Genomic DNA, 25609 nt, shown 5'->3' on the forward strand with positions numbered 1-25609 from the left:
AGCCGGATTATTAGGCGGTTTTGAAATATAATAAACTTATCAAATAAGATAATGATTAATAAAAGAGGGGGACTTATAATGAAGAAGTTAACAAAAAAGTTAATGGGATTATCACTATGTGCAACACTCATGATAACTTCACTTGCAGGCTGTACTTCAAAAGATAATACAGCTTCAACGACTGGGGGGAATGCCAAAGAACAGGCAGCACCTAAAGAAAAGGATGGCGCAGCTGCAGGTGGCAAGCTTGTGGTATGGGGTGGCGTTCCAGAAGAAAGCGGCCCAGGAGAAATTGTTAAAGAGTGGAATGCTAAAAATCCTGATATGCAAGTAGAATACGTGCGTTATGTGAATGATGATACAGGTAATACAAAGCTTGATACAGCACTCCTATCTGGTGAGCCAATCGATGTATTTTTTACATACTCAGCAGATCTTTTGAAAAAACGTGTAGATAGTAAAATGATAGAAGATCTTAGTAATCTTAATGCAGAAGAATTTGTAAACAGTCAAATTCACGGGGGAATGGATGGCATCTTAAAGCCTAACGATGGTTTATATGCTATTCCAACAGCAAGAGAACCTATTGGCTTTATGATTAATAAAAATATGTTAGATGAAAAAGGCATCACTATTCCAGAAAACTGGACTATGGATCAGTTTGTAGAGATTGCACAAAAGTTAACAGGTGAAAAAGATGGCAAAAAAGTATATGGAACATGTATTTATTACGATGGGCTGCCACTAGGTGTGCCTCAAACACTGCTCGGCGGCAACTACTTATATAAAGCAGATGGCACAAGTAATTTTGATGATGCTATCTTTAAAACAAATACTAAGCTAAAAGAAATGATGGATAAAGGCAGTGCTATCCCTTATGAGGAAGTATTCTCCAGAAAGTTAGAGAGATTTTCACATCCAGCCTTCTTAAATGAAGAAATTGCGATGATGCCTTTTGCATCTTGGATGTTAAGATATGTTAATGATCCAGAATTTCCACATGACTTTATAACAACTTTTGCACCTATTCCAAGAGTAGATGCAAACACAGAAAACCCATATCAATCTATTTTAAATAACTTTGTATCTATTAATTCTAATTCACAAAATAAAGAAAAAGCTTGGGAGTTCATTCAGTTTTGGGCTACAGAAGGCGCTAAGCATATTGCCAAGATGCCAGCTTATAATGCATTTGGAGAAGAAAATGAAGTTAAACTTATTTTAGGAGAAAACCCAGAAGAAAGATTTGACGTAGAAGCTTATAAAAAAGTGATGCTTGATCCAAGTCTTAAATATGTTATTGCAACAGAAACAACTGCACTTCCAGAAATTATGCAGATCTATAAAGAAGAATCAGAAAAATACTTCTTAGGGGCGACTAAAGACGATGATTACTATGTCATCTTAAAATCAAGAGCAGATGATGTGATTAGTAAGGCTAAAAAATAATAGATTGACTTAAATAGCTGACAGTAATGTCAGCTATTTAAAATAAGGAGGGACAGTCGATGGAACTAAAAGCAGAAAGCATAAAAGTAAATACTACTAAAAAGAGAAAGAAGCTAAATTGGGAACCCTATGTATTTATAGCTCCTAATTTTATAGGCTTTTTTGTATTCATATTATTGCCTGTAATATTTTCTTTAGTTGTAGCTTTTACAAATTTTAATATTTTTGAAGGTTTTGAAAATACCCAGTTTGTAGGAATCGGCAATTTTATAGAAATGTTTAAGGACCCTTGGTTTATACAGGCTATTATTAATAACTTGATTTATACATTGTGTACGATCCCAGTACTTATTGGGTTATCTGTTGTCATAGCTACCATACTGAATAATAAAGTATACTGCAGCAATGTGATTAGGGTTATGATATTCATTCCTTACATTGCCAGCATAGTAGCTGTTTCAGCCATATGGATGATTCTTTTTAATCCTTCACAAGGTATCATTAATCAGGTACTCAGAACTTTAGGTGTAAATAACACTCCAGGATGGCTGGGGAGCTTACAATGGGCCCTGCCGGCTATCATTATAGTAGGGATTTGGATGGGGCTTGGCTATAATGTAATCATTTATATGGCTGGCCTTCAGGGAATCTCGAAGTCACTCTACGAAGCAGCTCAGATTGATGGTGCAACATCTTTGCAGGTATTTAAATATGTTACAGTGCCTATGTTAAAAAACACGACGTTTTTTTTACTCATTACCAATATTATAAGTTCCTTCCAAATATTTGGAACAATTAATATCATGACAGGTGGGGGCCCAGGTACTTCTACTACAGTACTTGCCCATTATATTTATATTGCAGGCTTTAGATATCATAAGATGGGCTATGCAGCAGCTATGGCATGGATCTTATTGCTCGCCATATTTGCAGTGACCTTATTCCAATGGAAAATGCAGAAAAAGCATGAAGACAACTTTTAGGAGGGAAGTATGAAGACAACCAATAAACAAACTAAGACGATTTTAACAGTTATGATGATGCTGATAGCTTGTGTAGTCATATTTCCTTTTGCATGGATGGTGATATGCTCATTTAAACCCCTTAATGAAATTTATCAATATCCGCCCAAGCTATTTTCAGCCAATATGTCACTTAATAACTACAAAGAAGTTTTATTTAATCAATCACCTTCTTTTTTGATTTATTTCAAAAACACCTTTATAACGACTATTGTATCTGTAATAGGAACAGTTATTACTTCAGCTATGGGGGGCTATGCTTTTGCAAAGCTGAAATTTAAATATAGAGATCAGTTATTTATGCTTTATCTCATAACGATGATGGTGCCTTTCCAAGTGCTTATGGTACCACAGTTCATACTATTTAAGTATATGGGTATTTTTAATACTTTATGGGCGCTGATACTGCCACGTTTATTTACACCTTTAGGCACATTTCTTATGAGGCAATTCTTTTTAGAAGTACCTAATGAAATTTTAGAAGCTGGGAGAGTAGATGGTATGGGTGAGTTTGGTATTTTCTCTAAGCTCGTTCTGCCACTGGCTAAACCAGCTGTATCAACTGTTGTTATACTGAATTTTGTATGGAGGTGGAATGATTATGAGGCACCACTTATCTTTTTAACAAATAATAAACTATACACACTAACGGTAGGGCTTACTAATTTTATAGATGAATCAGGATTCTCTCAGGATCATCTTATTATGGCAGCTTCAACAGTAGCGCTTATCCCTATGGTGTTAGTCTTTTTATTAGGACAGAAGTATTTTATAGAAGGCTTAGCAAGTGGCAGTGTCAAAGGGTAGGGAGAATTTTAGAGATGTGGAGTAAGTTATAGTTGAAAATAATGAGGTGAAAAAATATGACATATATAGATAAGCAATATGATGTAGTTGTTGTAGGTGGTGGGCTGGCGGGAGTCTGTGCGGCCATAGCTAGCAGTAGAAATGGTGTTCGGACAGCGCTTATTCAAGACAGACCAGTACTTGGTGGTAATGCGAGTTCGGAAATAAGAATGCATATTTGTGGTGCTAATATGCATGGGACGAGGGAGAATGCCAGAGAGACAGGGATCATAGAAGAAATACAACTTGAAAACAGAAAGAAAAATCCCAATCATTCTTTTTCTATTTTAGATACGATACTTTGGGAAAAAGTAAACTTTCAAGAGAACTTAGAGCTGTATTTAAATACGAGAATGATAGATGTGGCAACAAACAATAATGAGATTATTTCAGTATCAGCACACCAGCTTACTACGGAAAAAGACTTTTTATTTAAGGCCAAAATATTTATAGACTGTACAGGAGACAGTAGTCTTGCCTATAAAGCAGGGGCAAACTATAGAGTTGGAAGAGAGTCAAAAGATGAGTTTGGAGAACAATTTGCGCCTGAGCAGGCAGATCATTATACGATGGGGAACACCGTTATGTTTAAGGCGATAGACATGGGGGGACCTGTACCTTTTGAAAAACCTGATTGGGCTTATACTTTTACAGAGGAAGATCTCAAGTACAGAGGACACAGCGCCGTTAATAATAAGCTTGAACATTATGGCGTAGATTCCGGCTATTGGTGGATAGAACTGGGGGGCACAGATAATACGATTGATGATGCAGAAGAGATTAGAGATGAGCTTTTAAAGACAGTGTATGGCATATGGGATCATATCAAAAATGGTGGAGAACATGGTGCAGAAAACTATACATTAGACTGGGTGCAGTTCTTACCAGGCAAACGTGAAAGCCGAAGGATAGAAGGGGATTATATCCTTAAAGAACAAGATTTACTGCAAGGAAGAGTGTTTGAAGATGCGGTAGCCTATGGTGGATGGCCAATGGATATGCATCCACCAGAAGGATTTAAACATAAAGGAAAAAGTACGGATTTTATAAGGGTGCCTCTATATACTATCCCTTATAGATGTTTTTACTCTAAAAATATTAATAATTTAATGATGGCCGGTAGGAATATCAGTGCATCTCATATGGCTTTTGGTTCTATTAGAATTATGGGAACTTGTGCAGTAGGCGGGCAGGCCGTGGGAATAGCAGCAGCTATGGCAATAGGCTATAACTGTATGCCAAGAGAAATAGGGACTCACATAAAAGAGCTACAGCAAAAACTCTTAAAAGAAGACTGTTATATAGTGGGTTATAAAAATAAAGATAAAGCCGATAAAGCTCTTGGGGCAAAGGTAATAGCTTCCAGCGAAACAGATAAAGGCAAAGCTATAAATGTTATAAATGGTGTAGCTAGAATGGTTGAAGAGAATGTGAATTGCTGGATTTCAGACGCCATAGGCAACGATGGGGAATGGATTGAACTTCAGCTGGCGGGTCAACAAGAAATAAAAGAGGTGCATATTAAATTTGACTCAGCACTATCAACTGAAATATCAACCACGCTTTCAGACGTTGTTCGCTCCAATCAGATACAAGGACTGCCTGGAACACTAGCTAAACATTATGCAATACAAATAATAGATAGAGATAAGGTTATTTATACTCATGAGATTAAACATAATTATTTAAGGCACAATAAACATCAAATGCCTTCTGGCGTATATGGTGATAAGGTTAAAATTATTATTTATACTACGCAGGGAGTGGGAGAAGCGAGAATATTTGAAGTAAGAGTTTATTAGAATTGATATAAGTAGCAATGCATAAAAAATAGATAAAAAATATGTGCAAAATGTCCATTTTTTGTTATACTATTAGGGAAAGCTTACAATAGTATTTGTAACCTAGATAGAGGCTGCAAATTAGATATTGCAAGGTATGATCTGAGTGAAGAAAGGATATATATTGCTATGATAGATTTGCATGTGCATTCTACGGTATCTGATGGGAGTAATACACCTAAAGAAATAATAAGAATGGCTTATGAGAAAAAAATAAAATTGCTAGCCTTAACGGACCACGATAACATAGAAGGTCTTGAAGAGGCAAAAATGGAGGCAAGTCGATATAATATTGAATTTTTAGATGGAATTGAAGTTAGTGCATCCTATAAAACCGGTAGGTTGCTTCACATTTTAGGACTTGGTATAGATACTAAAAACGCATCTTTTTTAAAAACATATACTAAGTTTAGAAAAACAAGAGAAGAAAAGGTTGAAAATATCTTGCGACTCATTAATAAGCAAGGTATTTCTATAAATATAGAAGAATTAACAGAATTTGCTGTTGGAAAATACCTAGACCGACAAACCATAGCCAAATGTTTAGTCAAAAAAGGGATATGCATGAAAGTTCAGGAAGCCTGGGAAAAATATTTAGACCCTATTGCCTACGAAAAAGGAGAGCTTTTAGAGGTTGATGAAACGATAGATATGATTAAAAAATCTGGAGGACTTTCTTTTTTGGCACATTATCCTAAGATGATAGGACTTGCAGGTTATACGGAGTATGAAAAAGAAGAGCACATTAAGTATTTGGTGTCCTTAGGATTAGATGGTATCGAATGTTATTACCCATCCTTTAGTGAGGAAGATACTAAGTATGGGGAATATCTAGCAAAAAAATACAACCTTTTATGTTCCGGCGGATCAGATTTTCATGGAAGCAATAGGCCAGAAGTTTCCCTTGGCAGCGGAGGCGGAGATTTTTGCATTCCTAATAGAGTATATGAGGAGATTAAAGTAAGGCTATTAAAGTAGTAGAATACAAAAATCAACTAAATCAAATTAGTGAATTAGGGGACAGGTACCCAATAAGTGGGTATTTGTCCCCAGAACTTATTTTAAAACACCTACTTTATGCTTAAATCGTTTTTAATAGCTCATTCCCTGAACTGGAGTTTTTTCAATCATTTTAATGATAGTATCTATAAGAGAGAATAATAGCCTTTGAACAAACAAATAAATAGGTAAATAAATAGTTTTGTGTTAAGATGAACAATATAACCTAAAATAACCTAAAGGCGGAATAGCATGAGAAACTTTAAGATAGTAGTCCAGTATGATGGCAGCAGATATAAGGGATGGCAGATTCAACAAGATAATGATTTAACGGTACAAGGTAAGATACAAGCAGTACTCACTAAGATGGCAGAAGAACCAGTAGAAGTAATAGGCTGTGACAGAACAGATATAGGGGCACACGCGGAAAACTATATTGCTAACTTTCACACAGCATGTGACCTCAGTAAAGATATAATATTAAATTACCTTTATGAATTTCTACCTGAAGACATTGTTGTAAAATCGATACAAGAAGTAGGGGAAAGATTTCATGCAAGATACAATGTAAAATCAATGACCTATGTTTATACAATAGATAATAATACTTTTAGAAATGTATTCAATAGAAAATACACCTATCATACAGATGATAAGCTTGATATATTTGAAATGGAAAAAGCAGCCCAAGTGCTAGTTGGGACCCATGATTTTCAGAGTTTTACAACACTTAAAGTGGGTAATAAGTCTACGGTTAGAACACTCAATTTTATCGACATCACTGTAAATGATGGCATAATAAAAATAGAAATGAATGCAAATGATTTCTTGTGGAATATGCCAAGGATTGTCAGTGGAATGCTTTTAGAAGTAGGCACAGGAAAATTGAAAGCATCCGATGTACAAAAGTTATTAGATGAAAAGAAAAAGCCAGAGGGTGGGCCAATAGCTAAGGCAAAAGGTTTATGTTTAACAGAAGTTACGTATTAAAATAGGTGAATGACTAAAAATAAGATGTTCTAAAGGGGAGGGATACTTGTCTTTGGAACATCTTTTTGTGTATCGATTATCTACTAAGACGTATGTGGGTATGGGGACAGGTCTCCAATATTCATGTCAAAGATGCAACTTGGTATTTCTTCTATGCAACTTGGTAGGATAATTATTTACTAAATCTAAGATAGTGACTATAGTGTAAGTAAGAACATTGTTTTTACAGGAGGTGGATTCAGTGAAAGTAACTATAGATGAATCAATAAATTATCTGGAAACTGAAATAATCATTAAATGTTCTGAGGTTAATGAGGAGACTCAAAAGCTTATTTTAATGCTTAAGAACTCTGAGAAAAAAATCTTTGGTGTCATCGGAAAGGCAACTCAATTAATTGATCCTCACAATATTCTTTACTTTGAAAGTGTGGATAAAAAGACTTTTATCTATACTAAAGAGCAGGTTTTAGAGTCGCCTCTTAGGCTTTATGAAGTTGAGAGTAAGCTTTCTGATCATGATTTTTTTAGGGCCAGCAAATCTACTATCATTAATATGAGTAAGATCGAGAAGCTCACACCAAAATTAAATGGTAAGTTAGAAGTTCTCCTGGAGAATAATGAAAAAATCATTGTTTCGAGGCAGTATGTACCTATTTTAAAAGAAATTTTGGGACTATAGAGGAGGGGTTTTTATGAAGAAATATATGGAAATTATTGTACAATTTAAATTTGTATGGGGATTGTTTTTCACAGGATCTATTATCATCTATACTATTATCAATATGCTTCTAGGCAAGACTTCTATGGATTTTATCACGGTTTGGCAATTTATACTGCTTACTATAACGCTAACTTTCATTTATTATCTTATTTTTGGCGAATTTATATTAAAAACACTTCACGTAAGGTATAAAGTGCTTGTTCATTTTTTATTATCTTATATGACACTTCTTATAGGCGCTCATTTGCTTAAATGGATTGATACTTCAAATGTTTCTCATTTAGGACTATTTACCATAGGATGTATCATTCTTTATTTAGCTGTTTCTCTTTCCTTTTTTATGTATTATAAAAGTACCGGTGAGCAGTTAAATAAAAAACTTGCACTCTATAAACGACAAAAGAGTGGGGAGGAGAAGCATAATGATTAAAGTAGAAAAGCTATTTTTTGCATACCCAAGGATGAAAGAAGATGTCTTAAAGGATTTAAATTTTGAAGTAGGAGAAGGGGAGATATTTGGACTTTTAGGACCCTCAGGAGCAGGTAAAAGTACACTTCAAAAAATTCTCTTGGGCCTTCTTAAAGGCTATAGAGGCAGTGCTAAGGTTATGGGGAAAGAAGTTAGTGCTATGGAAACAACTTATTACGATAAGATTGGTGTAGGTTTTGAGCTACCAAATCTCTATGAGCAGCTTACGGTGCTTGAAAATATGCAGACCTTTTCAAAGCTGTATACAAAGCCTGCAAGTATAGAAAGCTTACTCAGAGATGTTGGCCTTTATGAACATAAGACTAAAAAAGTTTCTCAGATATCAAAAGGCATGAAGATGCGTCTTAATTTTTGCAGAGCACTTATTGGCACACCGGAGATATTATTTCTGGATGAACCTACATCAGGACTTGATCCTAATAATATAGAGGTGATTAGAAAGCTTGTCTTAAAACAAAAAGAATTAGGAAGAACGATAATACTTACCACCCATAATATGAGTTTTGCAGAAGAGGTTTGTGATAGGGTAGGGTTTGTAGTAGAGGGAGAAATTAAGAAGATAGGAACGCCAGCTTTCTTAAAATACGAGTATGGGGAAAATAAAGTATGTGTTAGAACAACGGATAGGATACAAGAATTTGAAATGAAGGGAATAGATCAAAACAAACTGTTTTTAGAGGCAATAAAACACTCGGACTTAAAACAAATTTATACTAAACAGCCTTCTCTTGAAGAAATATTCTCTATTGTAACGGGGAGGGTACTTATATGATACGGCTAGCGTGGCTAAAACACGAGGTCAAACTGCAGATCAAAAATGGTCTATATGGTATTTATATATTAGTTAATCTCATTTATCTTTTCTTACTTGGCTATGTGCCGGAAGAATCTAAAGAACTCGTTCTTTCGCTTATAATTTTCAGTGATCCTACGATACTGGGAATGGTTTTTATAGGCGCATTCATTTTACTTGAAAAAATAAATGGGGTTACAGGAGGAATTGCTGTGAGTCCCTTAGGGGCAGCAAACTATATAAAGGGGAAGATGTTCTCCATGCTTTTTATTTCTCTGATAACTTCTCTTGTACTTGCGATAGGGGTAAAAGGGTTAGACTTTAATATAGGCGGGCTTATTAGTATTGTTACGATAAGTAGTATGCTATTTACACTATTAGGCATTTTAACAGCGGTTTATACTAAGACAATTAATGGGTATTTGATAAGCATAATGGGAATCGGACTAGTAACAGGACTACCACTGATGAGTTATTTTGGATGGATGAAGCTGCCGTTTGCTAAGATGATTCCAACCTACTCTATATTTTCGTTAATTGAAAAGAGTATTACAGGGGAAAAGATATTAGCATTTCCTAATACATTTTTATTAGTATGGCTTCTAAGTATTTATTGGCTTACAGTTTCAAAAGTAAATAGTAAATTGTTTAGGGGGTGAGTGTATGTATCAAGAAGTGCTTAAAAATGATATCAGGTATATGAAAAAGGATCCTATGGTGTGGATGATCCTTAGTGTGCCGATTCTATATATAGCAATCTATCATCTGCTTGTTTTAAGATTAGATTTTTTGTTACCGTATAAGGGTGCTATTCAATATATGATTATAGTTCTGATGCCTTTTTTTATTGGCATGGTATTAGGTTTTAGAATGTTAGATGAGAAAGATGAGCATATGCTTAGTTTTTATGCCGTGAGTCCCTTAGGCATAAGAGGTTATATAGGACTCCGAGTCGCAATGGCAGTGATATTAAACTTACTTGGGATCATAATGATTGGGATGTTTGGCGTTTTTCCAAGGGCATATTGGTTTTTTATACTTATCCAAACACTATTACTCGCACCCTTTGTTTTTTTGATTTTAGGCTTAATAGGCAAAAATAAAATTCAGGGGCTGACACTTGTTAAAATAATGGGAATGATTTTTATGTTACCCCTATTAAAGCTGATTAAAGCTAATCCACTGGATAAAATATTTATACTTATTCCAAGCTATAATATTTTTGAACTTATTGTAAATCAAGCTTTTGATTATGGTGTATTTGTCTATATAGGGGCATTATGCCTAGGCATCTATATACTTATAGAGTCATTTAGTCATAAGTGTATCAGTGAAATCTAACCGAATAGCTAAATAACTTCAATAACTGTAGTGCCTGGCACTACAGTTATTGAGTTTTATGGTTAAGAGAGATTATCCAAATATGGCGTTAACGATCAATAGTTCTACAATACCAACCGCCCAAGCGATGGTAGTTGTTACAGACCATACTCTGATTTGCTCTTTGGCATCTTCAATACCTAAAAGACGGTTAACCACCCAGAAGAAGCTATCGTTAAAATATGAGAATATGAGTGAACCGATACAAGCAGCCAGTGCAGCAAATACGGGGTTGACGTTCATGGTTGCAAGTATTGGGGCCGTGATAGATGCAGAGGTAATCATTGCAACTGTGCCGCTTCCTTGGATTAAACGAACGAGTGAAGCAATAATAAAAGGTAATAAAATAGCTGGCAAAGCTGTCCCGGCTACAAGTTCTGCTATGTACTGTCCTGCACCGCCGTCACGTAAAATCTGACCAAGGGCACCACCGCCGCCAGTAACTAAGATGATGATACCAGCAGTTTTTATACCTCTTTCCATATTTTCAAGCGTCGTTTTTCTTGATTCACTTCTGGTTAATCCATAGATCGCAACAATTAAGCCAAGGCCAACAGCAACAACAGGTGCACCAATAAACTGAATAATAACGGTTATAGGACTATCTAATTTTAAAGCTGTAACAACCGTATTAAGTAATATAAGAATAACAGGAAGCAGGATAGGGGCAAAAGCCATAAAAGTTGATGGAAGATTTTTAGTACTAGATGTGTCAAAGTTGAGTATAGGTTTTTGGTATTCAGGTCGAATCCAACCATCACCGGCATCATTTGGCAGCTGATAAATCTTTTTACCAATCCATTTGGCGTAGACCATCGCTGCTAGAACCATAGGGATACTTAGAGGAATGGCCCATAATATAAGTGTACCGACATTTGCATTAAAGAGGCCTGCAACACCTAGAGGTCCGGGAGTAGGCGGTACAAGAGAGTGTGTTACTACAAGGCCCACAGCTAATGCTACACCCAGTGATACGACAGATTTTTTTGTTTTCTTTGAGATAGCTTTTGCAAGAGGTGACAATACTACAAAACCTGAGTCACAGAAAATAGGAATTGAAACGATAAATCCTGTAAGTGCCAACGCTAGTTCTTCTCTTTTTTTGCCTAAACGTTTTAAAAAGACCATAGCCATTTTCTCTGCGGCTCCAGATTTTTCAAAGATTTCCCCCATCATAACGCCAAATCCAATAATAATACCAATACTTCCTAAAGTATTTCCAAACCCTTTAGATATTGTTGAAACCACATCATTTGGCTGCATACCGCCAATAAGTCCTGTTAGGGCAGCTGCAATAATCAGCGCTAAAAAGGCATGAATTTTAGTTTTTAAAATAAGAGCAACTAAAACAACAATACCAATCACTAACCCCAGAATCAATTGTCCCCCTAGAATAGTTGTTTCCATAACAAAATCCCTCCAATTAATATATTTTTTAATAAGGAATTAGTGTTCCTTTTTAAAACTATGAGAGTACTTGGCTGCTAAACGTATGGCCTCAACCATGCTTATTTCACTTGCCTTACCCGTTCCGGCAATGTCAAAGGCTGTGCCGTGGTCAACAGAGGTTCTAAGGAAAGGAAGTCCGTTTGTAATGGCAATAGTTCTTTCAAAGTCTAATGTTTTGGTTGCGATGTGGCCTTGGTCATGATACAAAGATAAAACACTATTAAACTTACCTTGCAGTGCAAGATGAAAAACAGAATCAGCACCGATTGGGCCAACTACCTTATAGCCTAATGCCTGAGCCTGAGTAATAGCGGGTTCCACATCTGTGACTTCCTCATTCCCGAAAAGGCCATGTTCTCCGCTATGAGGATTAAGGCCTGCTACAGCCATTACGCCCTCGTCTATCCCCAGTCTTTTAAGTGCTTCTGTGCAGCGTATAATATAATCAAGCAGCCTTTCTTCTGTAACCATATCGCAAGCTTTTCTTAAAGACACATGACGGCTTAGAAAAAATACACGCATATTTCTAACTTCAAACATCGTAAGCGGATCTTGGATATTAGTAAGATCTGCTAAGATTTCGGTATGGCCTATAAAGTTGATATTAGCAGCTTTTAGAGATTCTTTGTTAATGGGCGTTGTAGCAATAGCATCAACTTCCCCTAAGTTTGCCATGTCAATGGATTTTTCGATATACTCAAAGGCCGCCTTTCCACCTAAAGCTTGAACCTCACCTATTTTAAGTTCGCTAAGGTCTACGTTGTCTAGATCGATAAGGTCAATAACTCCGGCTTCATATCTGCCAAGTGCTGCGTTTTCGGTTAAATTTACACTGAGATTTAAGCTGCAGAAGTTTATAGCTTGTTCAATAACATGCCTATCCCCGATAACAACCGGTTTGCAGATTTCATAAATACTTTTTTCATTTAATGCTTTTACAACTATTTCAGGGCCTATTCCTGCAGGGTCTCCCATGGGAATGCCAATATAGGGTCTGTTCATGTAAAATACCTCCAAAGTTTATTTTTATAATTGGTCCTTTAGATATTGAATGCATATTTTTGTCGTATCTTTATCGCCTACCATACCCCCTTTAGTTACGAGTTTCAAATCAGGAAATGCCCCGCCATCTAAGCTGCCATAGGCAACAAGTGGTAAGATTTCTTGACTAAGCTTTAATCCAGAAGCATTAAGCCGCTTGCACAGCGCCACTGTGATATCACCCCCGCTGCTAAAAACCCCTTCAAATCCAGGAATATCTTTTAGGATGTTATAAGACATTTCTGCAAGAGATTCATTGATTCTTAAAGAAACAGCCTCATCTGTAGTAGAGAGCTGGCGGGAGATTGTTTTTAAATCTAATTTACAGTCTGTGGCATCATAGTTGGTTGTAATACAGAAAAGGTCAAATTGGTCTTGATGTTTTTTGAGAGCATACACTATCCTCGCTATTTCTTCTTCTCTTTCTGCAGCACTGTAAATGAGCTTATTGACTTGAATGTTAATTTTATAGCCGTTATATGCTCTAAATACTTCTTTAATCTGAGTTTTGGTTAATGTAGAAGCACTGCCCATAACCATTAGTATTTTATTTTTACCCATATTAAGAGGAGTAGTAAGTGTTTTTTTTGCCACTGCCGCAGTAAAAGCACCTGGATCTATTGTAACAAAGGATTTTCCAGATTGAATAAGTGCCTCTGCAATAATGTCTAAGTCCTCAATTTGCAGAGCATCGATAATAAGTATACGGCTACCCTCTTCAGCATAACGCATGATTTTATCTTTTAAAGCACCTACCCCTTCATAGACAGTATCCAAATAAATAGACTTAATGGGATATTTGGTTTGAGCTTTAATAAGCTTTTCAATAATAGAAGTATTGATAGGGTTTTTAGGATCTTTGGCAGCATCTGTTTTTTGAAGTATGACACCATTTACAAGAAGATAACCACCTATAGCAACCCTCCCAGCCTGAGGAAAGCTAGGCACCACAATAGCTATCCTATCATCACCTAAACCATCTAGCAGTGCATCAATCTCAGCACCAAGGTTACCTCTTAAAGTACTGTCAATGCGTTTGTTATAGAGCTTAATTTTCGGAGATTTTAAAAGGCCGACAGCATTAAAAACACGATTATAAGCCATCTCAGCGTCCACACCACGACTATCGGTAGGATACGTAATAACATCATATTGTGATAGATTATCAAAATTAATTCTGCCCGAATTTAATAAAGTAGTCACTTTTAAATCCAGTTTTTTAAGTAAAACCCCTGTAGCATTAGCGCCAGTTAAGTCATCGGCTATGACTATGCATTGAGCCATTTATGTACCTCCTTCTTATAAATAGTTAGTTAACTTCATAAATCTACTTCAGCTGAAACTCAAAGACTATAGGATGACAGCTACAGGTGGCTACTCCATGATTTTAGCTAATGCTAACAAATACGTAGCAAGTGATTTTAGTATTCGGAAGTTGCCTATGGAATGTTTCGTAAAGAAAATCTTAGCAGTTTTTTGAAATGGTTTTTAGGGAGACTGTTTGAGCGTATGCGAGTTTCGACCGTTCATTTCAAAAAACTGTTTAGATTTTTAGAAACATGAAATCGAGTAACTGAAGAATACTAAAATCATCTTGCGGTACTGCTCAATAACCTGAAACATCAATAACCTCTATAGCCATTTTTTTAAGCTTGCTGCTTTCTTCCTTAGTAAAGCCCTTACTTGTTATTAGCATATCCACTTTATCTAAAGGACAAATTTTAACAAATGCTTCCTTATGAAATTTACTTTCATCCGCCAGCAAGACAGACTTTGATGCACAAGCAATCATCTTATTTTTTAGGGCAGCCTTTTCGAATGTTGGGGTACAGAGCATCCAATTGTTATTAATCGAGGATATACCAATAAAGGCTATATCTACACTAATATTTGAAATAAAGTTTTCGGTTACAGCGCCAAGGGCACCAGCTGTTTCTTTTTGGATTTGCCCCCCTGTTAACATGACTTTTAGTTCTGTAGGATACAATTCTAATGCGATTTTCAAGTCATTTGTAACTACGGCTAGGTCTTTTTTTGTTTTTAATAAAAGGGCAAGTTCATAGGTTGTTGTTCCGATATCTAATAAAATGGTATCACCATCTTTAACTAACTGGGCAGCAGCCTTTGCAATTTGTTGTTTTTTATAATAATTATTCATTTTTTTCTCTTCATAATGCTGCTCTTTTTGTAAGGGGTTTTTAAGTACTGCACCTCCATGGCTTCTAAAGGCTAAGCCTTGTTTTTCAAGCTTTTCTAAATCTCTTCGGATCGTCATTGGCGTAACACTTAAGGCTTTAGCGAGTTCTTCTATTTTGACGACACCGTTTCCTCTAAGGTGTTCAAGAATATATGTTTCTCTTTCGGCAGGAATCATTGAGCGGCCTCCTATCTCGTTTGCTAGTGTTCCTAAATGTTATAATATATGTTCATAAATTTTACTTTATGTTCGGTTTTGTTATTTTATTTCTGGGTGTACTACACAACAGGTTATAGGTGAAAAAGAGTAGAAGTAAGTTTTATATAATCACTATTAAATATAAAAAATTAAATAAAGCAAAAAAAGAGATAAAAGAAATAAAAATATAAAAAGTAACTTAGGGTACGGACGTTTTAATTGAGAAGTGTTATCATAATGACATAAAGATAGTTGGAATTTAGGAGGAGCGCTTATGAAAAGAGATATAACATATAAAACAATTGACGGCAGGGGAGAACATGAATCTTTTAGAGATTGTGTAACAAAGGCTATTGAAGATCTAAAGCCTGGTGAAGGGATCCATGTGATCAAAGATTTTGAGCCCTTTCCGATGTATAAAATGATGGAAGCTAAGGGGTTTGATAAAGAAGTTGAGAAAATAAGTGATACAGAGTATCACGTCTATTTTTATCCATCAGCAGCCTTAGAAGCTATAAAAATGGGAGAATTTTTAGATGTAGATGAAGAAAAGATAAAAAAAATCGTCAACATAAAATTGGATTTTTTAAATGATCAAATAAGTTTATCAGAGGCAAAAGAAAAAATGAATGCTGCTTTTGATCAAATTACTGCACAGGAATTTGCAATCTGTGAGCAATATTTGCAAAAGTATGGTATTACAGATGATACCCTTGCAGAGCGTATGGAAGAGATCTTAAAAATCTTTGAAGATGTTTTGGTGTCTACTGAATTAGACCTGCCACTGGGGCATCCTATTAGAACTTACCTGGATGAAACAGATGCTATTAAAGGCGTTCTTAAGCAAATGGAATCTTTGCTTCAAAAGAAGTTTATCAAGAATCAGTGGTTGGAAATCTATGAGAAACTCAGTCAAATTAATATTCATTTTAGCAGAAAGCAAAATCAACTATTCGCAGCACTTGAAAGAAAAGGGTTTGATAAGCCTTCTAAAGTAATGTGGACACTTGATAATAATATTAAAGAAATCATTAAAAAGGCTAAAACTTATTTAGATGAAAATAAAGATGATGTATTTATAAAGCTTCAAGATGAAGTCATTGAAATGGTAAAAGATATGATGATAAAGGAGATAGAGATTTTATTTCCAACAGCTATAGAATTGCTTTCAGAGGAAGACTTTATTGAAATGCGGATTGGTGATGATGAGATAGGGTATTGCCTGATAGAGGCTCCGATGCCTTTTGGTCATCAAGAGGTTCAAAATCAAACAGCAGCATCAAATGATGGACTGTTAAAAGACTTAGCAGCAGTTTTAAGTAAGCACGGTGTTTTAAATACTGCACCCAGTAATAATGAGGTATTGGATGTCAGTCAAGGCAAGCTGACCCTTGAACAGATTAATTTGATTTTTAAACACTTACAAGTAGACTTGTCTTACGTAGATGAAAATGAGATCGTTAAATTCTACAGTGATACAAAGCATAGGGTATTCCCAAGAAGCGCAGGTGTTATTGGACGTAAAGTGCAAAACTGCCATCCAAGAGAAAGTGTAGATACAGTTGAAAGAATCATCAAAGCCTTTAGAGCAGGAGAACAGGATCAAGCAGAATTTTGGCTTGAAATAGGCGGCAAGTTCATCTATATTATTTATAATGCAGTAAGAGATGAAAAAGGCAATTTCAGAGGTATTTTAGAAATGATGCAAGATGTAACCCATATTAGAAGTCTAACTGGCAGTCAAAGATTGTTATCTTGGGAAATAGGGCATAACAGTGATGAAGAACAAGCAGAAGATGGGGGAAAAGCAGTAAAATTAGATGTGAGATCAGATTCTGAAGACTTGCAGCTAGTCCATGAAGAAATACCTAAAAATGCCTATGGCATTAACAAAGAAACTATTCTAGGACATATTGTAAAAGAATATCCTTTTATAAAAGATTATTTGTTAACGTTGTCACCTAAATTTGCTAAATTAAAAAATCCTTTCTTATTCAAAACCATGTCCTCGGTAGCCACTTTGGAGATGATTAGTGAAAGAGGAGAACTTGATGTAAAGGATGTTATTGATAAAATAACTAGAGAAATAGAAGTACAAAAATAAAAAGTAGAGGGCTATCATGAAAATTATACTCGTTATTATAGGAACCATTAGTTTAGCACTTGGTATTTTGGGGATTTTATTACCCGTATTACCAACAACGCCATTTGTGCTCTTAACAATTGCATGCTACCTAAGAAGCAGTCCTAGATTATATCACTTAGTGCTTTCAAATAAATATTTAGGGCCTTATGTTAAAGATTATGTCTCGGGCAAGGGTATTCCACTTAAAGCAAAGAAGAAATCTATCTTTCTTCTTTGGCTGACTATTGGATTTTCTATACTATTTATAATTGATAAGGCTTTTGTAAAAGGGATGTTAGTAGTTATTGCAGCCTGTGTTTCCTGTTATATATGGACGAGAAAGACCGCTACTGAGGAAGAGACGCTAGAGTATAGTGCTGACGAGAAGTGTGCTGATTAAACAACATTTGCCACATAGGCTATAAAACACAAGCATTGATTTTTATTTGAAAATAGATTATCCTAATGATAGATGACGGTATCTATATGAACTGTACACTAGGCAATTCTCTTTCAAATCTTAAATCCATAGAAATATCTGCTTTGATCCACTCGGACAGAGACAGCATCATATCTATTTATAGGATACGTATGTCTTTTTAGTTTGCGCTGGCAGATTAAAAAGACTTTTTTATTAAAAAAATTAATTTGAAAGATGAAAAGTGGGTATCTGCCGTCTCAATTTATTTAGAAAGGTGTGCCTGCTATGAATATGAGATTTACAATACAATCTTTTTTAGAAGCTAAAGCGAAAAAAGAGAAGATCACAATGCTCACAGCTTACGATTATTCCATGTCCAAAATCATTGATGAAGGTGGTGTGGATGCCATCCTCATTGGCGATTCGCTGGGGATGGTTGTTCAGGGCTATGAGTCTACTTTAGAAGTAACACTTGAGGATATGCTTTATCATTGTAAAAGTGTAGCCAGAGGGGCCAAGAGAGCCATGTTGATCGGCGATATGCCTTTTTTATCTTATCATATCAGTATCACAGAAGCGGTGAGAAATGCGGGACGAATGGTCCAAGAAGGCAAAGTACATGCAGTTAAGCTAGAAGGCGGGCGATCTATGGTTGAAACGATTAAAGCCATTGTACATGCCCAGATTCCTGTGATGGGGCATTTAGGGTTAACGCCTCAATCTATCCATACTTTAGGCGGATTTAAAGTTCAGGGTAAAGATGAAGTTAAAGCTAAAGCATTAATTGAAGATGCGCTTACCTTAGAGGAAGCGGGAGTTTTTGGAATTGTGCTGGAAGCTGTTCCGGAGGGGCTTGCACAACTTATCTGTGAAAAACTGCATATACCTGTCATTGGTATTGGCGCTGGCAAGTACTGTGATGGGCAAGTATTAGTTATTAATGATATGTTGGGCATATACAGTGATTTTACGCCGAAGTTTGTCAAACAGTATGCCAACCTTAAAGTAAATATTAACGATGCGGTAAGTAACTATATTGAGGAAGTTAAAACGCAAAGATTTCCAGAAGCAAAACATACTTTTAGTATGGATGGGGAGCTGCTTGAAAAATTATATGAGGAAAAAAGGAGACAATCATGAGTATAATACAAACCGTACAAGCCTTAAACATTTGGTTAGATAATCATGAACGATCCAGAAAAAGCCTAGGCTTTGTTCCTACTATGGGCTATTTGCATGAAGGGCATCTATCTTTAATTAGAGAAGCAAAGGCCAATAATGATTTAGTAATAGTCAGTATTTTTGTGAACCCTACACAATTTGCCCCAGGAGAGGATTTTGATAAGTATCCGAGAAATCTTGAAAGGGATTATGAACTTTCAAGAGCGGCAGGTGCAGATGTGGTTTTTCATCCTGAGGTAGATGAAGTTTATCCAGATGGCGCGGCTACACAAGTAGAAGTAACGGGGGCACTTACACAAACCTTATGTGGTCTTTCTAGACCCACACACTTTAAGGGCGTCACCACAGTAGTCAATATTTTGTTAAACATGGTACGGCCCAATCAGGTATATTTTGGACAAAAGGATGCGCAGCAAGCTTTAATTATCAAGAAAATGATTAGAGATTTATATATGCAGGTTAAATTAAATATTTGTCCTATTGTAAGAGAAGCAGATGGTCTAGCTATGAGCTCTAGAAATGTTTATTTAAATCCAGAAGAGCGAAGGCAAGCGCTAATATTATATAGAAGTATTCAAAAGGGTGAAGAGCTAGTACATCAGGGTGTAACTGATGTTAGGGAAGTCATCCAGGCAGTTCAAGAAGAGATCACAAAGGCACCCTTAGCAGTTATTGATTATATTGAAATTTTGGAGGCGAAGACTCTAGAATCAATTGACACAATTAATGATGAGGTACTGCTTGCTGTGGCTGTTAAGTTTGGAAAAACACGTTTGATTGATAATAAGTTAATCAAACCTCAGGAGGGACAGCTATGTTTTTGACACTTTTTAAATCTAAACTGCACCGAGCAACAGTAACAGAGGCCAATCTTAATTATGTGGGAAGTATCACTATCGATGCGCATCTACTGAGGCAAGCCAATATTTTGCCTGGTGAAAAGGTTCAAGTAGTGAATCTTAATAACGGAGAACGGTTTGAAACCTATACCATAGAGGGAGAGGCAGAGAGTGGCGTTGTCTGTTTAAATGGCGCAGCAGCCCGCTTGGTACAAGTAGGCGACAAAGTTATTATCATCGCTTATGCGCTTATGGATGCTGGGGAAGCGCGTACATTTAAGCCTAATGTACTTATTTTGGACGATGACAATCACATTGTTGCAATTAAGGATAGAGAAATACATGGCACCAACTGGTAAAAAAACATTTTAAATTTTACTTGCAATTTATTCAAAATATTGTATGATATAAAAATATAAGAGACGAAGAGGTCTAGAAAATTTCTTAAGTAGAAAATTTTCTAGACCTCTTTTTATGATAGGGGATTAAAAAGCGTAGTATAATTTTAAACTAATAAGAATATATAAGTAATGTTCAGAAAATAAATATTTAATATTTAATTATAATAAATTGTATACTTTATCTAAAAAAATTATAATAAATTAGCTATTTTTATATTAATACGTTTATTGTTGAAGAAGAACGTTATGGTGTAACATTAATGGCATAGATAAGAAAACAAAAATGCATTGACAAAGGGGTCTAGCATCCGGATCAAACCGATCGGGAAAGTTAGGCCCCTTTTGCTTATCTAAAAGTGCAAAAATCGCTATCAGTAAAAAACTATAGGAAACAGGGAGGTAAGATTTATGAGACAAGTAGCTATTTATGGAAAAGGTGGCATTGGAAAATCTACAACAACACAGAACTTAACAGCAGGGCTTGGAGAAATGGGCAAAAATATTATGATAGTTGGGTGTGACCCTAAAGCTGATTCAACAAGACTTGTACTTGGAGGCCTTGCTCAAAAGAGTGTACTTGATACGCTTCGTGAAGAAGGGGATGATGTAGAACTAGAAAACATCTTGAAAAAAGGTGCATTCGGCATCAGATGTGTTGAATCTGGCGGACCAGAACCAGGTGTTGGATGTGCAGGACGCGGTATTATTACTTCAATCAATATGCTTGAACAATTAGGTGCTTATACAGATGATTTAGATTATGTATTCTATGACGTTTTAGGTGATGTTGTATGTGGTGGTTTCGCAATGCCTATTCGTGAAGGTAAAGCACAAGAGATTTATATCGTTGCCAGCGGTGAAATGATGGCGTTATACGCTGCAAATAATATCTGTAAAGGTATTCAAAAATATGCGGCAACAGGTGGCACAAGGCTTGGTGGTATCATCTGTAACAGTAGAAAAGTAGATGGTGAAAAAGAACTTCTTGAAGCATTTGCAAAAGAACTTGGCAGTCAGCTTCTATACTTTGTACCACGTGATAACATGGTTCAAAGAGCAGAAATTAACAAAAAAACAGTTATAGATTTCGATCCTACAGCAGAGCAAGCAGATGCTTACAGAGGCCTTGCAAATGCCATGGACAGTAATCAACTCTTTGTTATTCCAAAACCAATGCCTCAAGATAGATTAGAAGAGATCTTAATGGAACATGGTATTTTAGATATTTAAGCTTAAAGCTAATAAAACTATAAATATAATTTAGGGAGGATATTCATATGGTAATGGTTCGTGCGATTATAAGACCTGAAAAAGTTGGGGCAGTTCTTTCTGAACTCAGTGATGCAAGCTTTCCAGCGGTAACAAAAATGGACGTTATGGGTAGAGGTAAACAAAAAGGGATTAAAGTAGGAGATATGTACTACGATGAGATTCCAAAAGAAATGATTCTTTTAGTTGTAAAAGATGAAGACAAAGATGATGTTGTAAAAATCATTATGCGTGTAGCCCGCACAGGCGAAAAAGGAAACTTCGGAGATGGTAGAATCTTTGTAAGTCCAGTTGAAGAAGCTTATACAATTAGTACAGGTAAAAAAGGATTATAAAAGACGATTATAAAAAGGAGGAAGCAAGATGAAAGAGGTTATGGCCATTATTCGTTTAAATAAGGTTAATCAAACCAAAGAAGCTCTTGCATCAGCGGGATATCCAGCTTTTACCTGTAGGAAAGTATTGGGCCGGGGAAAGAAAAAAGTAGATTTTTCTATGGTAGAAAGCGTTATTGCAGATGGCGTTATCCCCGCTACAGCAGTTGGAGAGCATCTTACAGAAGGTGCTAGGCTTATTCCAAAAAGAGTTTTTACACTTATCGTAAGTGATGATGATGTTGAAAAGGTAGTAGATATCATTATTCAAACAAACACAACAGGTAATCCTGGAGACGGCAAAATATTCGTTATTCCTATTATGGAATCTTACCAAGTAAGAAGCGGCGAAGCAGCTACAGATGCCTATTAATCTAGAAAGTTGGAGGTGAAATAAATGAGTAGTATAGAAAAAGTACTTGATAAATATAGTTCGAAAGTATACAAAAATCGTAAAAAACATATTCTCGAAAAAACAGATGAAGTGCAGGAAATAGCAGCTGATGTCAGAACCATGCCGGGGGTTATGACTAATCGTGGATGTTGTTATGCGGGTTGTAAAGGGGTTGTACTTTCTCCTATAAAAGACGCAGCAGTTATTACCCATGGACCTATTGGATGTGGTTTTTATACATGGGGAACCCGTCGGCATAAAGCTAAAGGTGATGAAGATACTAAAAACTTCCTTGAATACTGCTTATCTACTGATATGCAAGAAGCTGATATCGTATTTGGTGGTGAAAAGAAACTAAGACAGGCGATTAAAGAGACAGTAGAAATCTTTGATCCAGCAACGATTGTTATCTGTTCAACATGTCCCGTTGGTCTGATTGGTGATGATATTCACGCTGTTGCAGCAGAAGCAGAAAAACTATATGGAAGAAAAGTAATGGCTTATAGCTGTGAAGGTTATAAAGGTGTAAGTCAGTCAGGTGGTCACCATATAGCAAGTAATGGACTTATCAAACATGTTATAGGAACAGGGGATAGAATTCCTAAAAAATTCGCTATCAATATCTTAGGTGAATACAATATTGGTGGTGATGGATGGGAAATCACAAGGATTCTTAAAAGAATTGGCTACGATATTATCTGTTCACTTCCAGGAGACGGAAGCTATGTAGAAATCAAGAGTGCACATGTTGCAGACTTAAACCTTGTTCAATGTCATCGTTCTATCAACTATGTAGCAGAAATGATGAAAGAGCAATACGGTACCCCTTGGCTTAAAGTTAACTTTATCGGTGTTGAAGGAACGATAGAAGCACTGAGAAACATGGCGAAATTCTTCGATGATGCTGAACTTACTGCTAAAACAGAAGAAGTAATAGCTGATGAAGTAGCAAACATACTAGATGATATGGAATACTATAAGTCAAAATTAAAAGGTAAAACAGCGGCTCTATTTGTAGGTGGTTCAAGATCCCACCACTATCAAACCTTACTTAAAGAATTAGATATGGAGACAATACTTGCAGGGTATGAGTTTGGTCATAGAGATGACTATGAAGGCCGTGAAGTCATACCAACTATTAAACAAGATGGTGATAGTAAGAGTATTGAATCTATTAAAGTAGAAAAAGTACCTGATAAATATAAAGTCTTCTTATCTGAAGAGAGATATGAAAAATTAAAAGAAGAAATTGGGCTTGAATCATATGGCGGTATGATTAAAGATATGGAAAATGGTTCGCTTATTGTCGATGACCTTAACCATTATGAGACAGAAGAGTTTTTAAAACTTCTTAAACCAGATGTATTCTTCTCAGGGATCAAAGATAAATATGTAGCACAAAAGGGTGGTATCCTATCAAGACAATTACACTCTTATGATTATAGCGGTCCCTATGCAGGATTTAGCGGCGCGGTAAACTTTGCAAGAGACGTAACAATGGGTATTTATACACCAGCATGGAGCTTTGTGCGGGCACCATGGAAAGTTGAACCAATTTTAGAAGGGCAAGTAGCAGGAGGTGAAGCATAATGTTAGATTTAACACCAAAAGAGTTATCGGCGAGGAGTGCTTTAAGAGTCAATCCAGCAAAAACCTGTCAGCCAGTAGGCGCTATGTATGCGGCACTTGGTGTGCATAAATGTATGCCTCATAGCCATGGTTCACAAGGTTGCTGTTCTTTCCATCGTATGTATCTTACAAGACACTTTAAAGAACCAGCAATTGCTGCAAGTAGCTCATTTACAGAAGGAGCTTCTGTATTTGGAGGCGGTGCAAATATTAAAACTTCAATCAAAAATATATTTGATATGTACAATCCAGATATCATTGCAGTGCATACAACTTGTTTAAGTGAAACGATAGGGGATGACCTTAATGCATTTATTCAGGACTCACCTATACCGGAAGGTAAAATAGTTGTTCATACGAATACACCAAGCTATGTAGGTTCTCACATTACTGGATATGGCAACATGATATCAGGATTTATAAAATATTTAGCGAAATCTACAAAGGTAAGTAACGGCAAGGTTAACCTTATACCTGGCTTTGTAAATCCAGGCGATATGAGAGAAATGAAAAAGCTTGCAGAGCTTATGGGTGCTTCTTATACAATGCTTCCTGATACAAGCGGGGTTTTAGATGCTCCTATGACAGGTAATTATGATATGTATCCAAAAGGCGGTACAAAAATATCAGATATCCAAACTATGGGAGATAGTGAGCTTACACTGGCTATAGGAGAGCTTACAACAGAAAATCCAGCCAATGAGCTTAAGAGAAAATGCGGTGTACCTTATAAAGCGATGCCTCTTCCAATTGGTATTGCAGCAACTGATGAATATATCATGGCATTATCACACTTCACAAAAAATGAAGTACCTTATGCAATCGAAGAAGAACGTGGTCAGCTCGTGGATACTATTCTCGATGGCCATCCATACTTCCACAACAAAACAGTAGCGATCTACGGTGACCCTGATACAGTTTTAGGTATTACAGCACTTGTTCTTGAAATGGGGATGATTCCTAAATACGTTGTAACAGGTACACCAGGAGAAATTTTTAATAAAAAAGCAAAAGAGTTATTTGATCAAGCAGGGGTTACTGGTTGCACAGCAAAAGCTGCCGGAGACTTATTTGAACTTCATCAATGGATTAAAAATGACCCTGTAGATCTTATGATCGGTGGAACACATGGCAAACATATTGCAAGAGCAGAAGATATTCCTCTGGTTCGAGCAGGATTTCCGATCATTGACAGATATGTGCATTCTTATATGCCGATTGTAGGCTATAAAGGGGCAATGAGACTTGTTGAGCTTATCCTAACAGCCTTAATGGATAGACAGGATAGGGATTGTAATGAAGAAGATATGGAAATGGTAATGTAAGATCACATTGGTTCTTACGGGCGGCCGAGAGATTTTAGCATTCTCCAGTTGCTCACTTGCGTGTTTCTAAAAATCTAAGAGCATTCTTCAAATGAACGGTCGAAACTCGCGACTTATAAAATTTGCAGGCAAATTTTATAAGTGCTGCTCAGACAGTCTCCCTAAAAACCATTTGAATAATTCTCTAAGATTTTCTTTACGCCCCTTCGTAAGAAGGGATACACTCCAGAGGCA

General features: G+C 36.2%; 25 protein-coding genes. 21 read left to right on the forward strand and 4 right to left on the reverse strand.

Features of this window, described 5'->3' with window-relative positions:
• Positions 1-78 precede the first annotated feature (78 nt).
• The 11 genes from BN3326_RS15270 to BN3326_RS15320 all read left to right on the forward strand — a co-directional run bounded on the left by BN3326_RS15270 (position 79) and on the right by BN3326_RS15320 (position 10492).
• Positions 79-1449, forward strand: a complete 1371-nt coding sequence (locus BN3326_RS15270; protein WP_070000114.1) for an ABC transporter substrate-binding protein — start codon at positions 79-81, stop codon at positions 1447-1449.
• Between the two features lie 59 nt (positions 1450-1508).
• Positions 1509-2432, forward strand: coding sequence for a carbohydrate ABC transporter permease (locus BN3326_RS15275; RefSeq protein ID WP_070000115.1), 924 nt, complete (start codon positions 1509-1511; stop codon positions 2430-2432).
• Positions 2433-2441: 9 nt separating this feature from the next.
• Positions 2442-3278, forward strand: coding sequence for a carbohydrate ABC transporter permease (locus tag BN3326_RS15280; RefSeq protein ID WP_070000116.1), 837 nt, complete (start codon positions 2442-2444; stop codon positions 3276-3278).
• A 56-nt stretch (positions 3279-3334) separates the two neighbouring features.
• The gene (locus BN3326_RS15285) at positions 3335-5119 is read left to right on the forward strand and encodes an FAD-dependent oxidoreductase (RefSeq protein ID WP_070000117.1); all 1785 of its coding nucleotides are present in this window, start codon (positions 3335-3337) and stop codon (positions 5117-5119) included.
• A 168-nt stretch (positions 5120-5287) separates the two neighbouring features.
• The gene (locus BN3326_RS15290; protein WP_070000118.1) at positions 5288-6136 is read left to right on the forward strand and encodes a PHP domain-containing protein; all 849 of its coding nucleotides are present in this window, start codon (positions 5288-5290) and stop codon (positions 6134-6136) included.
• A gap of 273 nt (positions 6137-6409) precedes the next feature.
• Entirely contained in the window at positions 6410-7147 is a 738-nt protein-coding gene (truA, locus tag BN3326_RS15295) for a tRNA pseudouridine(38-40) synthase TruA (protein WP_171903844.1), read from the forward strand.
• Between the two features lie 241 nt (positions 7148-7388).
• Complete coding sequence (locus BN3326_RS15300; protein ID WP_070000119.1) at positions 7389-7826, forward strand: LytTR family DNA-binding domain-containing protein; 438 nt, start codon at positions 7389-7391, stop codon at positions 7824-7826.
• Between the two features lie 13 nt (positions 7827-7839).
• Entirely contained in the window at positions 7840-8298 is a 459-nt protein-coding gene (locus tag BN3326_RS15305; protein ID WP_070000120.1) for a DUF3021 family protein, read from the forward strand.
• Positions 8291-9130 carry an ABC transporter ATP-binding protein gene (locus BN3326_RS15310; RefSeq protein WP_070000121.1) on the forward strand — a complete coding sequence of 280 codons (840 nt, stop codon included), beginning with the start codon at positions 8291-8293 and terminating at the stop codon, positions 9128-9130. The genes BN3326_RS15305 and BN3326_RS15310 overlap by 8 nt, the downstream gene beginning before the upstream one ends.
• Positions 9127-9810 carry a fluoroquinolone export ABC transporter permease subunit gene (locus BN3326_RS15315; RefSeq protein WP_070000122.1) on the forward strand — a complete coding sequence of 228 codons (684 nt, stop codon included), beginning with the start codon at positions 9127-9129 and terminating at the stop codon, positions 9808-9810. Before BN3326_RS15310 ends, BN3326_RS15315 begins: the two co-directional genes overlap by 4 nt.
• Before the next feature lie 4 nt (positions 9811-9814).
• A complete protein-coding gene (locus BN3326_RS15320; protein WP_070000123.1) occupies positions 9815-10492 on the forward strand; it encodes a hypothetical protein in 678 nt (225 codons plus the stop codon).
• Between the two features lie 72 nt (positions 10493-10564).
• Here the strand turns inward: BN3326_RS15320 and BN3326_RS15325 are convergent, their stop codons facing one another.
• The 4 genes from BN3326_RS15325 to BN3326_RS15340 form a co-directional block, all read right to left on the reverse strand.
• Positions 10565-11938: a GntP family permease gene (locus tag BN3326_RS15325; RefSeq protein ID WP_070000124.1), complete on the reverse strand. Its 1374-nt coding sequence runs from the start codon at positions 11936-11938 to the stop codon at positions 10565-10567.
• 39 nt (positions 11939-11977) lie between these two features.
• Positions 11978-12982 (reverse strand): 4-hydroxythreonine-4-phosphate dehydrogenase PdxA, encoded by a 1005-nt coding sequence (pdxA, locus tag BN3326_RS15330; protein WP_070000125.1) that lies wholly within the window; start codon positions 12980-12982, stop codon positions 11978-11980.
• 24 nt (positions 12983-13006) lie between these two features.
• On the reverse strand, positions 13007-14305 hold the full coding sequence (locus tag BN3326_RS15335; RefSeq protein ID WP_070000126.1) for a four-carbon acid sugar kinase family protein: 1299 nt from the start codon (positions 14303-14305) through the stop codon (positions 13007-13009).
• A 322-nt stretch (positions 14306-14627) separates the two neighbouring features.
• Positions 14628-15395 (reverse strand): DeoR/GlpR family DNA-binding transcription regulator, encoded by a 768-nt coding sequence (locus tag BN3326_RS15340; protein ID WP_070000127.1) that lies wholly within the window; start codon positions 15393-15395, stop codon positions 14628-14630.
• A 295-nt stretch (positions 15396-15690) separates the two neighbouring features.
• Between BN3326_RS15340 and BN3326_RS15345 the strand changes: the two genes are divergently transcribed.
• From BN3326_RS15345 to nifK, 10 genes are all read left to right on the forward strand, one after another.
• Positions 15691-17520 carry a PAS domain-containing protein gene (locus BN3326_RS15345; protein ID WP_074463618.1) on the forward strand — a complete coding sequence of 610 codons (1830 nt, stop codon included), beginning with the start codon at positions 15691-15693 and terminating at the stop codon, positions 17518-17520.
• A gap of 16 nt (positions 17521-17536) precedes the next feature.
• Positions 17537-17941 carry a YbaN family protein gene (locus BN3326_RS15350; RefSeq protein ID WP_070000128.1) on the forward strand — a complete coding sequence of 135 codons (405 nt, stop codon included), beginning with the start codon at positions 17537-17539 and terminating at the stop codon, positions 17939-17941.
• A gap of 312 nt (positions 17942-18253) precedes the next feature.
• Positions 18254-19102 (forward strand): 3-methyl-2-oxobutanoate hydroxymethyltransferase, encoded by an 849-nt coding sequence (panB, locus tag BN3326_RS15355; RefSeq protein WP_070000169.1) that lies wholly within the window; start codon positions 18254-18256, stop codon positions 19100-19102.
• Positions 19099-19968: a pantoate--beta-alanine ligase gene (panC, locus tag BN3326_RS15360; protein ID WP_070000129.1), complete on the forward strand. Its 870-nt coding sequence runs from the start codon at positions 19099-19101 to the stop codon at positions 19966-19968. Before panB ends, panC begins: the two co-directional genes overlap by 4 nt.
• On the forward strand, positions 19959-20342 hold the full coding sequence (panD, locus tag BN3326_RS15365; protein ID WP_070000130.1) for an aspartate 1-decarboxylase: 384 nt from the start codon (positions 19959-19961) through the stop codon (positions 20340-20342). Before panC ends, panD begins: the two co-directional genes overlap by 10 nt.
• 450 nt (positions 20343-20792) lie before the next feature.
• Positions 20793-21614 carry a nitrogenase iron protein gene (gene nifH / locus BN3326_RS15370; RefSeq protein WP_070000131.1) on the forward strand — a complete coding sequence of 274 codons (822 nt, stop codon included), beginning with the start codon at positions 20793-20795 and terminating at the stop codon, positions 21612-21614.
• Positions 21615-21661: 47 nt separating this feature from the next.
• Positions 21662-21988 carry a P-II family nitrogen regulator gene (locus tag BN3326_RS15375; RefSeq protein ID WP_070000132.1) on the forward strand — a complete coding sequence of 109 codons (327 nt, stop codon included), beginning with the start codon at positions 21662-21664 and terminating at the stop codon, positions 21986-21988.
• A 28-nt stretch (positions 21989-22016) separates the two neighbouring features.
• Positions 22017-22400 carry a P-II family nitrogen regulator gene (locus tag BN3326_RS15380; protein WP_070000133.1) on the forward strand — a complete coding sequence of 128 codons (384 nt, stop codon included), beginning with the start codon at positions 22017-22019 and terminating at the stop codon, positions 22398-22400.
• A gap of 24 nt (positions 22401-22424) precedes the next feature.
• Positions 22425-24011 (forward strand): nitrogenase molybdenum-iron protein alpha chain, encoded by a 1587-nt coding sequence (gene nifD / locus BN3326_RS15385; RefSeq protein ID WP_070000134.1) that lies wholly within the window; start codon positions 22425-22427, stop codon positions 24009-24011.
• Positions 24011-25375: a nitrogenase molybdenum-iron protein subunit beta gene (gene nifK / locus BN3326_RS15390; protein WP_070000135.1), complete on the forward strand. Its 1365-nt coding sequence runs from the start codon at positions 24011-24013 to the stop codon at positions 25373-25375. Before nifD ends, nifK begins: the two co-directional genes overlap by 1 nt.
• Positions 25376-25609: the final 234 nt, after the last annotated feature.

Source organism: Cellulosilyticum sp. I15G10I2, from assembly GCF_900095725.1.
Lineage (GTDB): Bacteria > Bacillota > Clostridia > Lachnospirales > Cellulosilyticaceae > FMMP01.

What these genes read in the sequence shown, in the direction of transcription:
- BN3326_RS15290 (WP_070000118.1), top strand. Translation starts at nt 5,288, where the DNA reads ATGATAGATTTGCATGTGCATTCTACGGTATCTGATGGGAGTAATACA.
- BN3326_RS15320 (WP_070000123.1), top strand. Translation starts at nt 9,815, where the DNA reads ATGTATCAAGAAGTGCTTAAAAATGATATCAGGTATATGAAAAAGGAT.
- BN3326_RS15335 (WP_070000126.1), bottom strand. Translation starts at nt 14,305, where the DNA reads ATGGCTCAATGCATAGTCATAGCCGATGACTTAACTGGCGCTAATGCT.
- panD (WP_070000130.1), top strand. Translation starts at nt 19,959, where the DNA reads ATGTTTTTGACACTTTTTAAATCTAAACTGCACCGAGCAACAGTAACA.
- BN3326_RS15285 (WP_070000117.1), top strand. Translation starts at nt 3,335, where the DNA reads ATGACATATATAGATAAGCAATATGATGTAGTTGTTGTAGGTGGTGGG.
- BN3326_RS15380 (WP_070000133.1), top strand. Translation starts at nt 22,017, where the DNA reads ATGAAAGAGGTTATGGCCATTATTCGTTTAAATAAGGTTAATCAAACC.
- panB (WP_070000169.1), top strand. Translation starts at nt 18,254, where the DNA reads ATGAGATTTACAATACAATCTTTTTTAGAAGCTAAAGCGAAAAAAGAG.
- nifH (WP_070000131.1), top strand. Translation starts at nt 20,793, where the DNA reads ATGAGACAAGTAGCTATTTATGGAAAAGGTGGCATTGGAAAATCTACA.
- BN3326_RS15375 (WP_070000132.1), top strand. Translation starts at nt 21,662, where the DNA reads ATGGTAATGGTTCGTGCGATTATAAGACCTGAAAAAGTTGGGGCAGTT.
- pdxA (WP_070000125.1), bottom strand. Translation starts at nt 12,982, where the DNA reads ATGAACAGACCCTATATTGGCATTCCCATGGGAGACCCTGCAGGAATA.
- BN3326_RS15340 (WP_070000127.1), bottom strand. Translation starts at nt 15,395, where the DNA reads ATGATTCCTGCCGAAAGAGAAACATATATTCTTGAACACCTTAGAGGA.
- truA (WP_171903844.1), top strand. Translation starts at nt 6,410, where the DNA reads ATGAGAAACTTTAAGATAGTAGTCCAGTATGATGGCAGCAGATATAAG.
- BN3326_RS15315 (WP_070000122.1), top strand. Translation starts at nt 9,127, where the DNA reads ATGATACGGCTAGCGTGGCTAAAACACGAGGTCAAACTGCAGATCAAA.
- BN3326_RS15305 (WP_070000120.1), top strand. Translation starts at nt 7,840, where the DNA reads ATGAAGAAATATATGGAAATTATTGTACAATTTAAATTTGTATGGGGA.
- BN3326_RS15350 (WP_070000128.1), top strand. Translation starts at nt 17,537, where the DNA reads ATGAAAATTATACTCGTTATTATAGGAACCATTAGTTTAGCACTTGGT.
- BN3326_RS15275 (WP_070000115.1), top strand. Translation starts at nt 1,509, where the DNA reads ATGGAACTAAAAGCAGAAAGCATAAAAGTAAATACTACTAAAAAGAGA.
- BN3326_RS15270 (WP_070000114.1), top strand. Translation starts at nt 79, where the DNA reads ATGAAGAAGTTAACAAAAAAGTTAATGGGATTATCACTATGTGCAACA.
- BN3326_RS15325 (WP_070000124.1), bottom strand. Translation starts at nt 11,938, where the DNA reads ATGGAAACAACTATTCTAGGGGGACAATTGATTCTGGGGTTAGTGATT.
- panC (WP_070000129.1), top strand. Translation starts at nt 19,099, where the DNA reads ATGAGTATAATACAAACCGTACAAGCCTTAAACATTTGGTTAGATAAT.
- BN3326_RS15310 (WP_070000121.1), top strand. Translation starts at nt 8,291, where the DNA reads ATGATTAAAGTAGAAAAGCTATTTTTTGCATACCCAAGGATGAAAGAA.
- BN3326_RS15345 (WP_074463618.1), top strand. Translation starts at nt 15,691, where the DNA reads ATGAAAAGAGATATAACATATAAAACAATTGACGGCAGGGGAGAACAT.
- BN3326_RS15280 (WP_070000116.1), top strand. Translation starts at nt 2,442, where the DNA reads ATGAAGACAACCAATAAACAAACTAAGACGATTTTAACAGTTATGATG.
- nifD (WP_070000134.1), top strand. Translation starts at nt 22,425, where the DNA reads ATGAGTAGTATAGAAAAAGTACTTGATAAATATAGTTCGAAAGTATAC.
- nifK (WP_070000135.1), top strand. Translation starts at nt 24,011, where the DNA reads ATGTTAGATTTAACACCAAAAGAGTTATCGGCGAGGAGTGCTTTAAGA.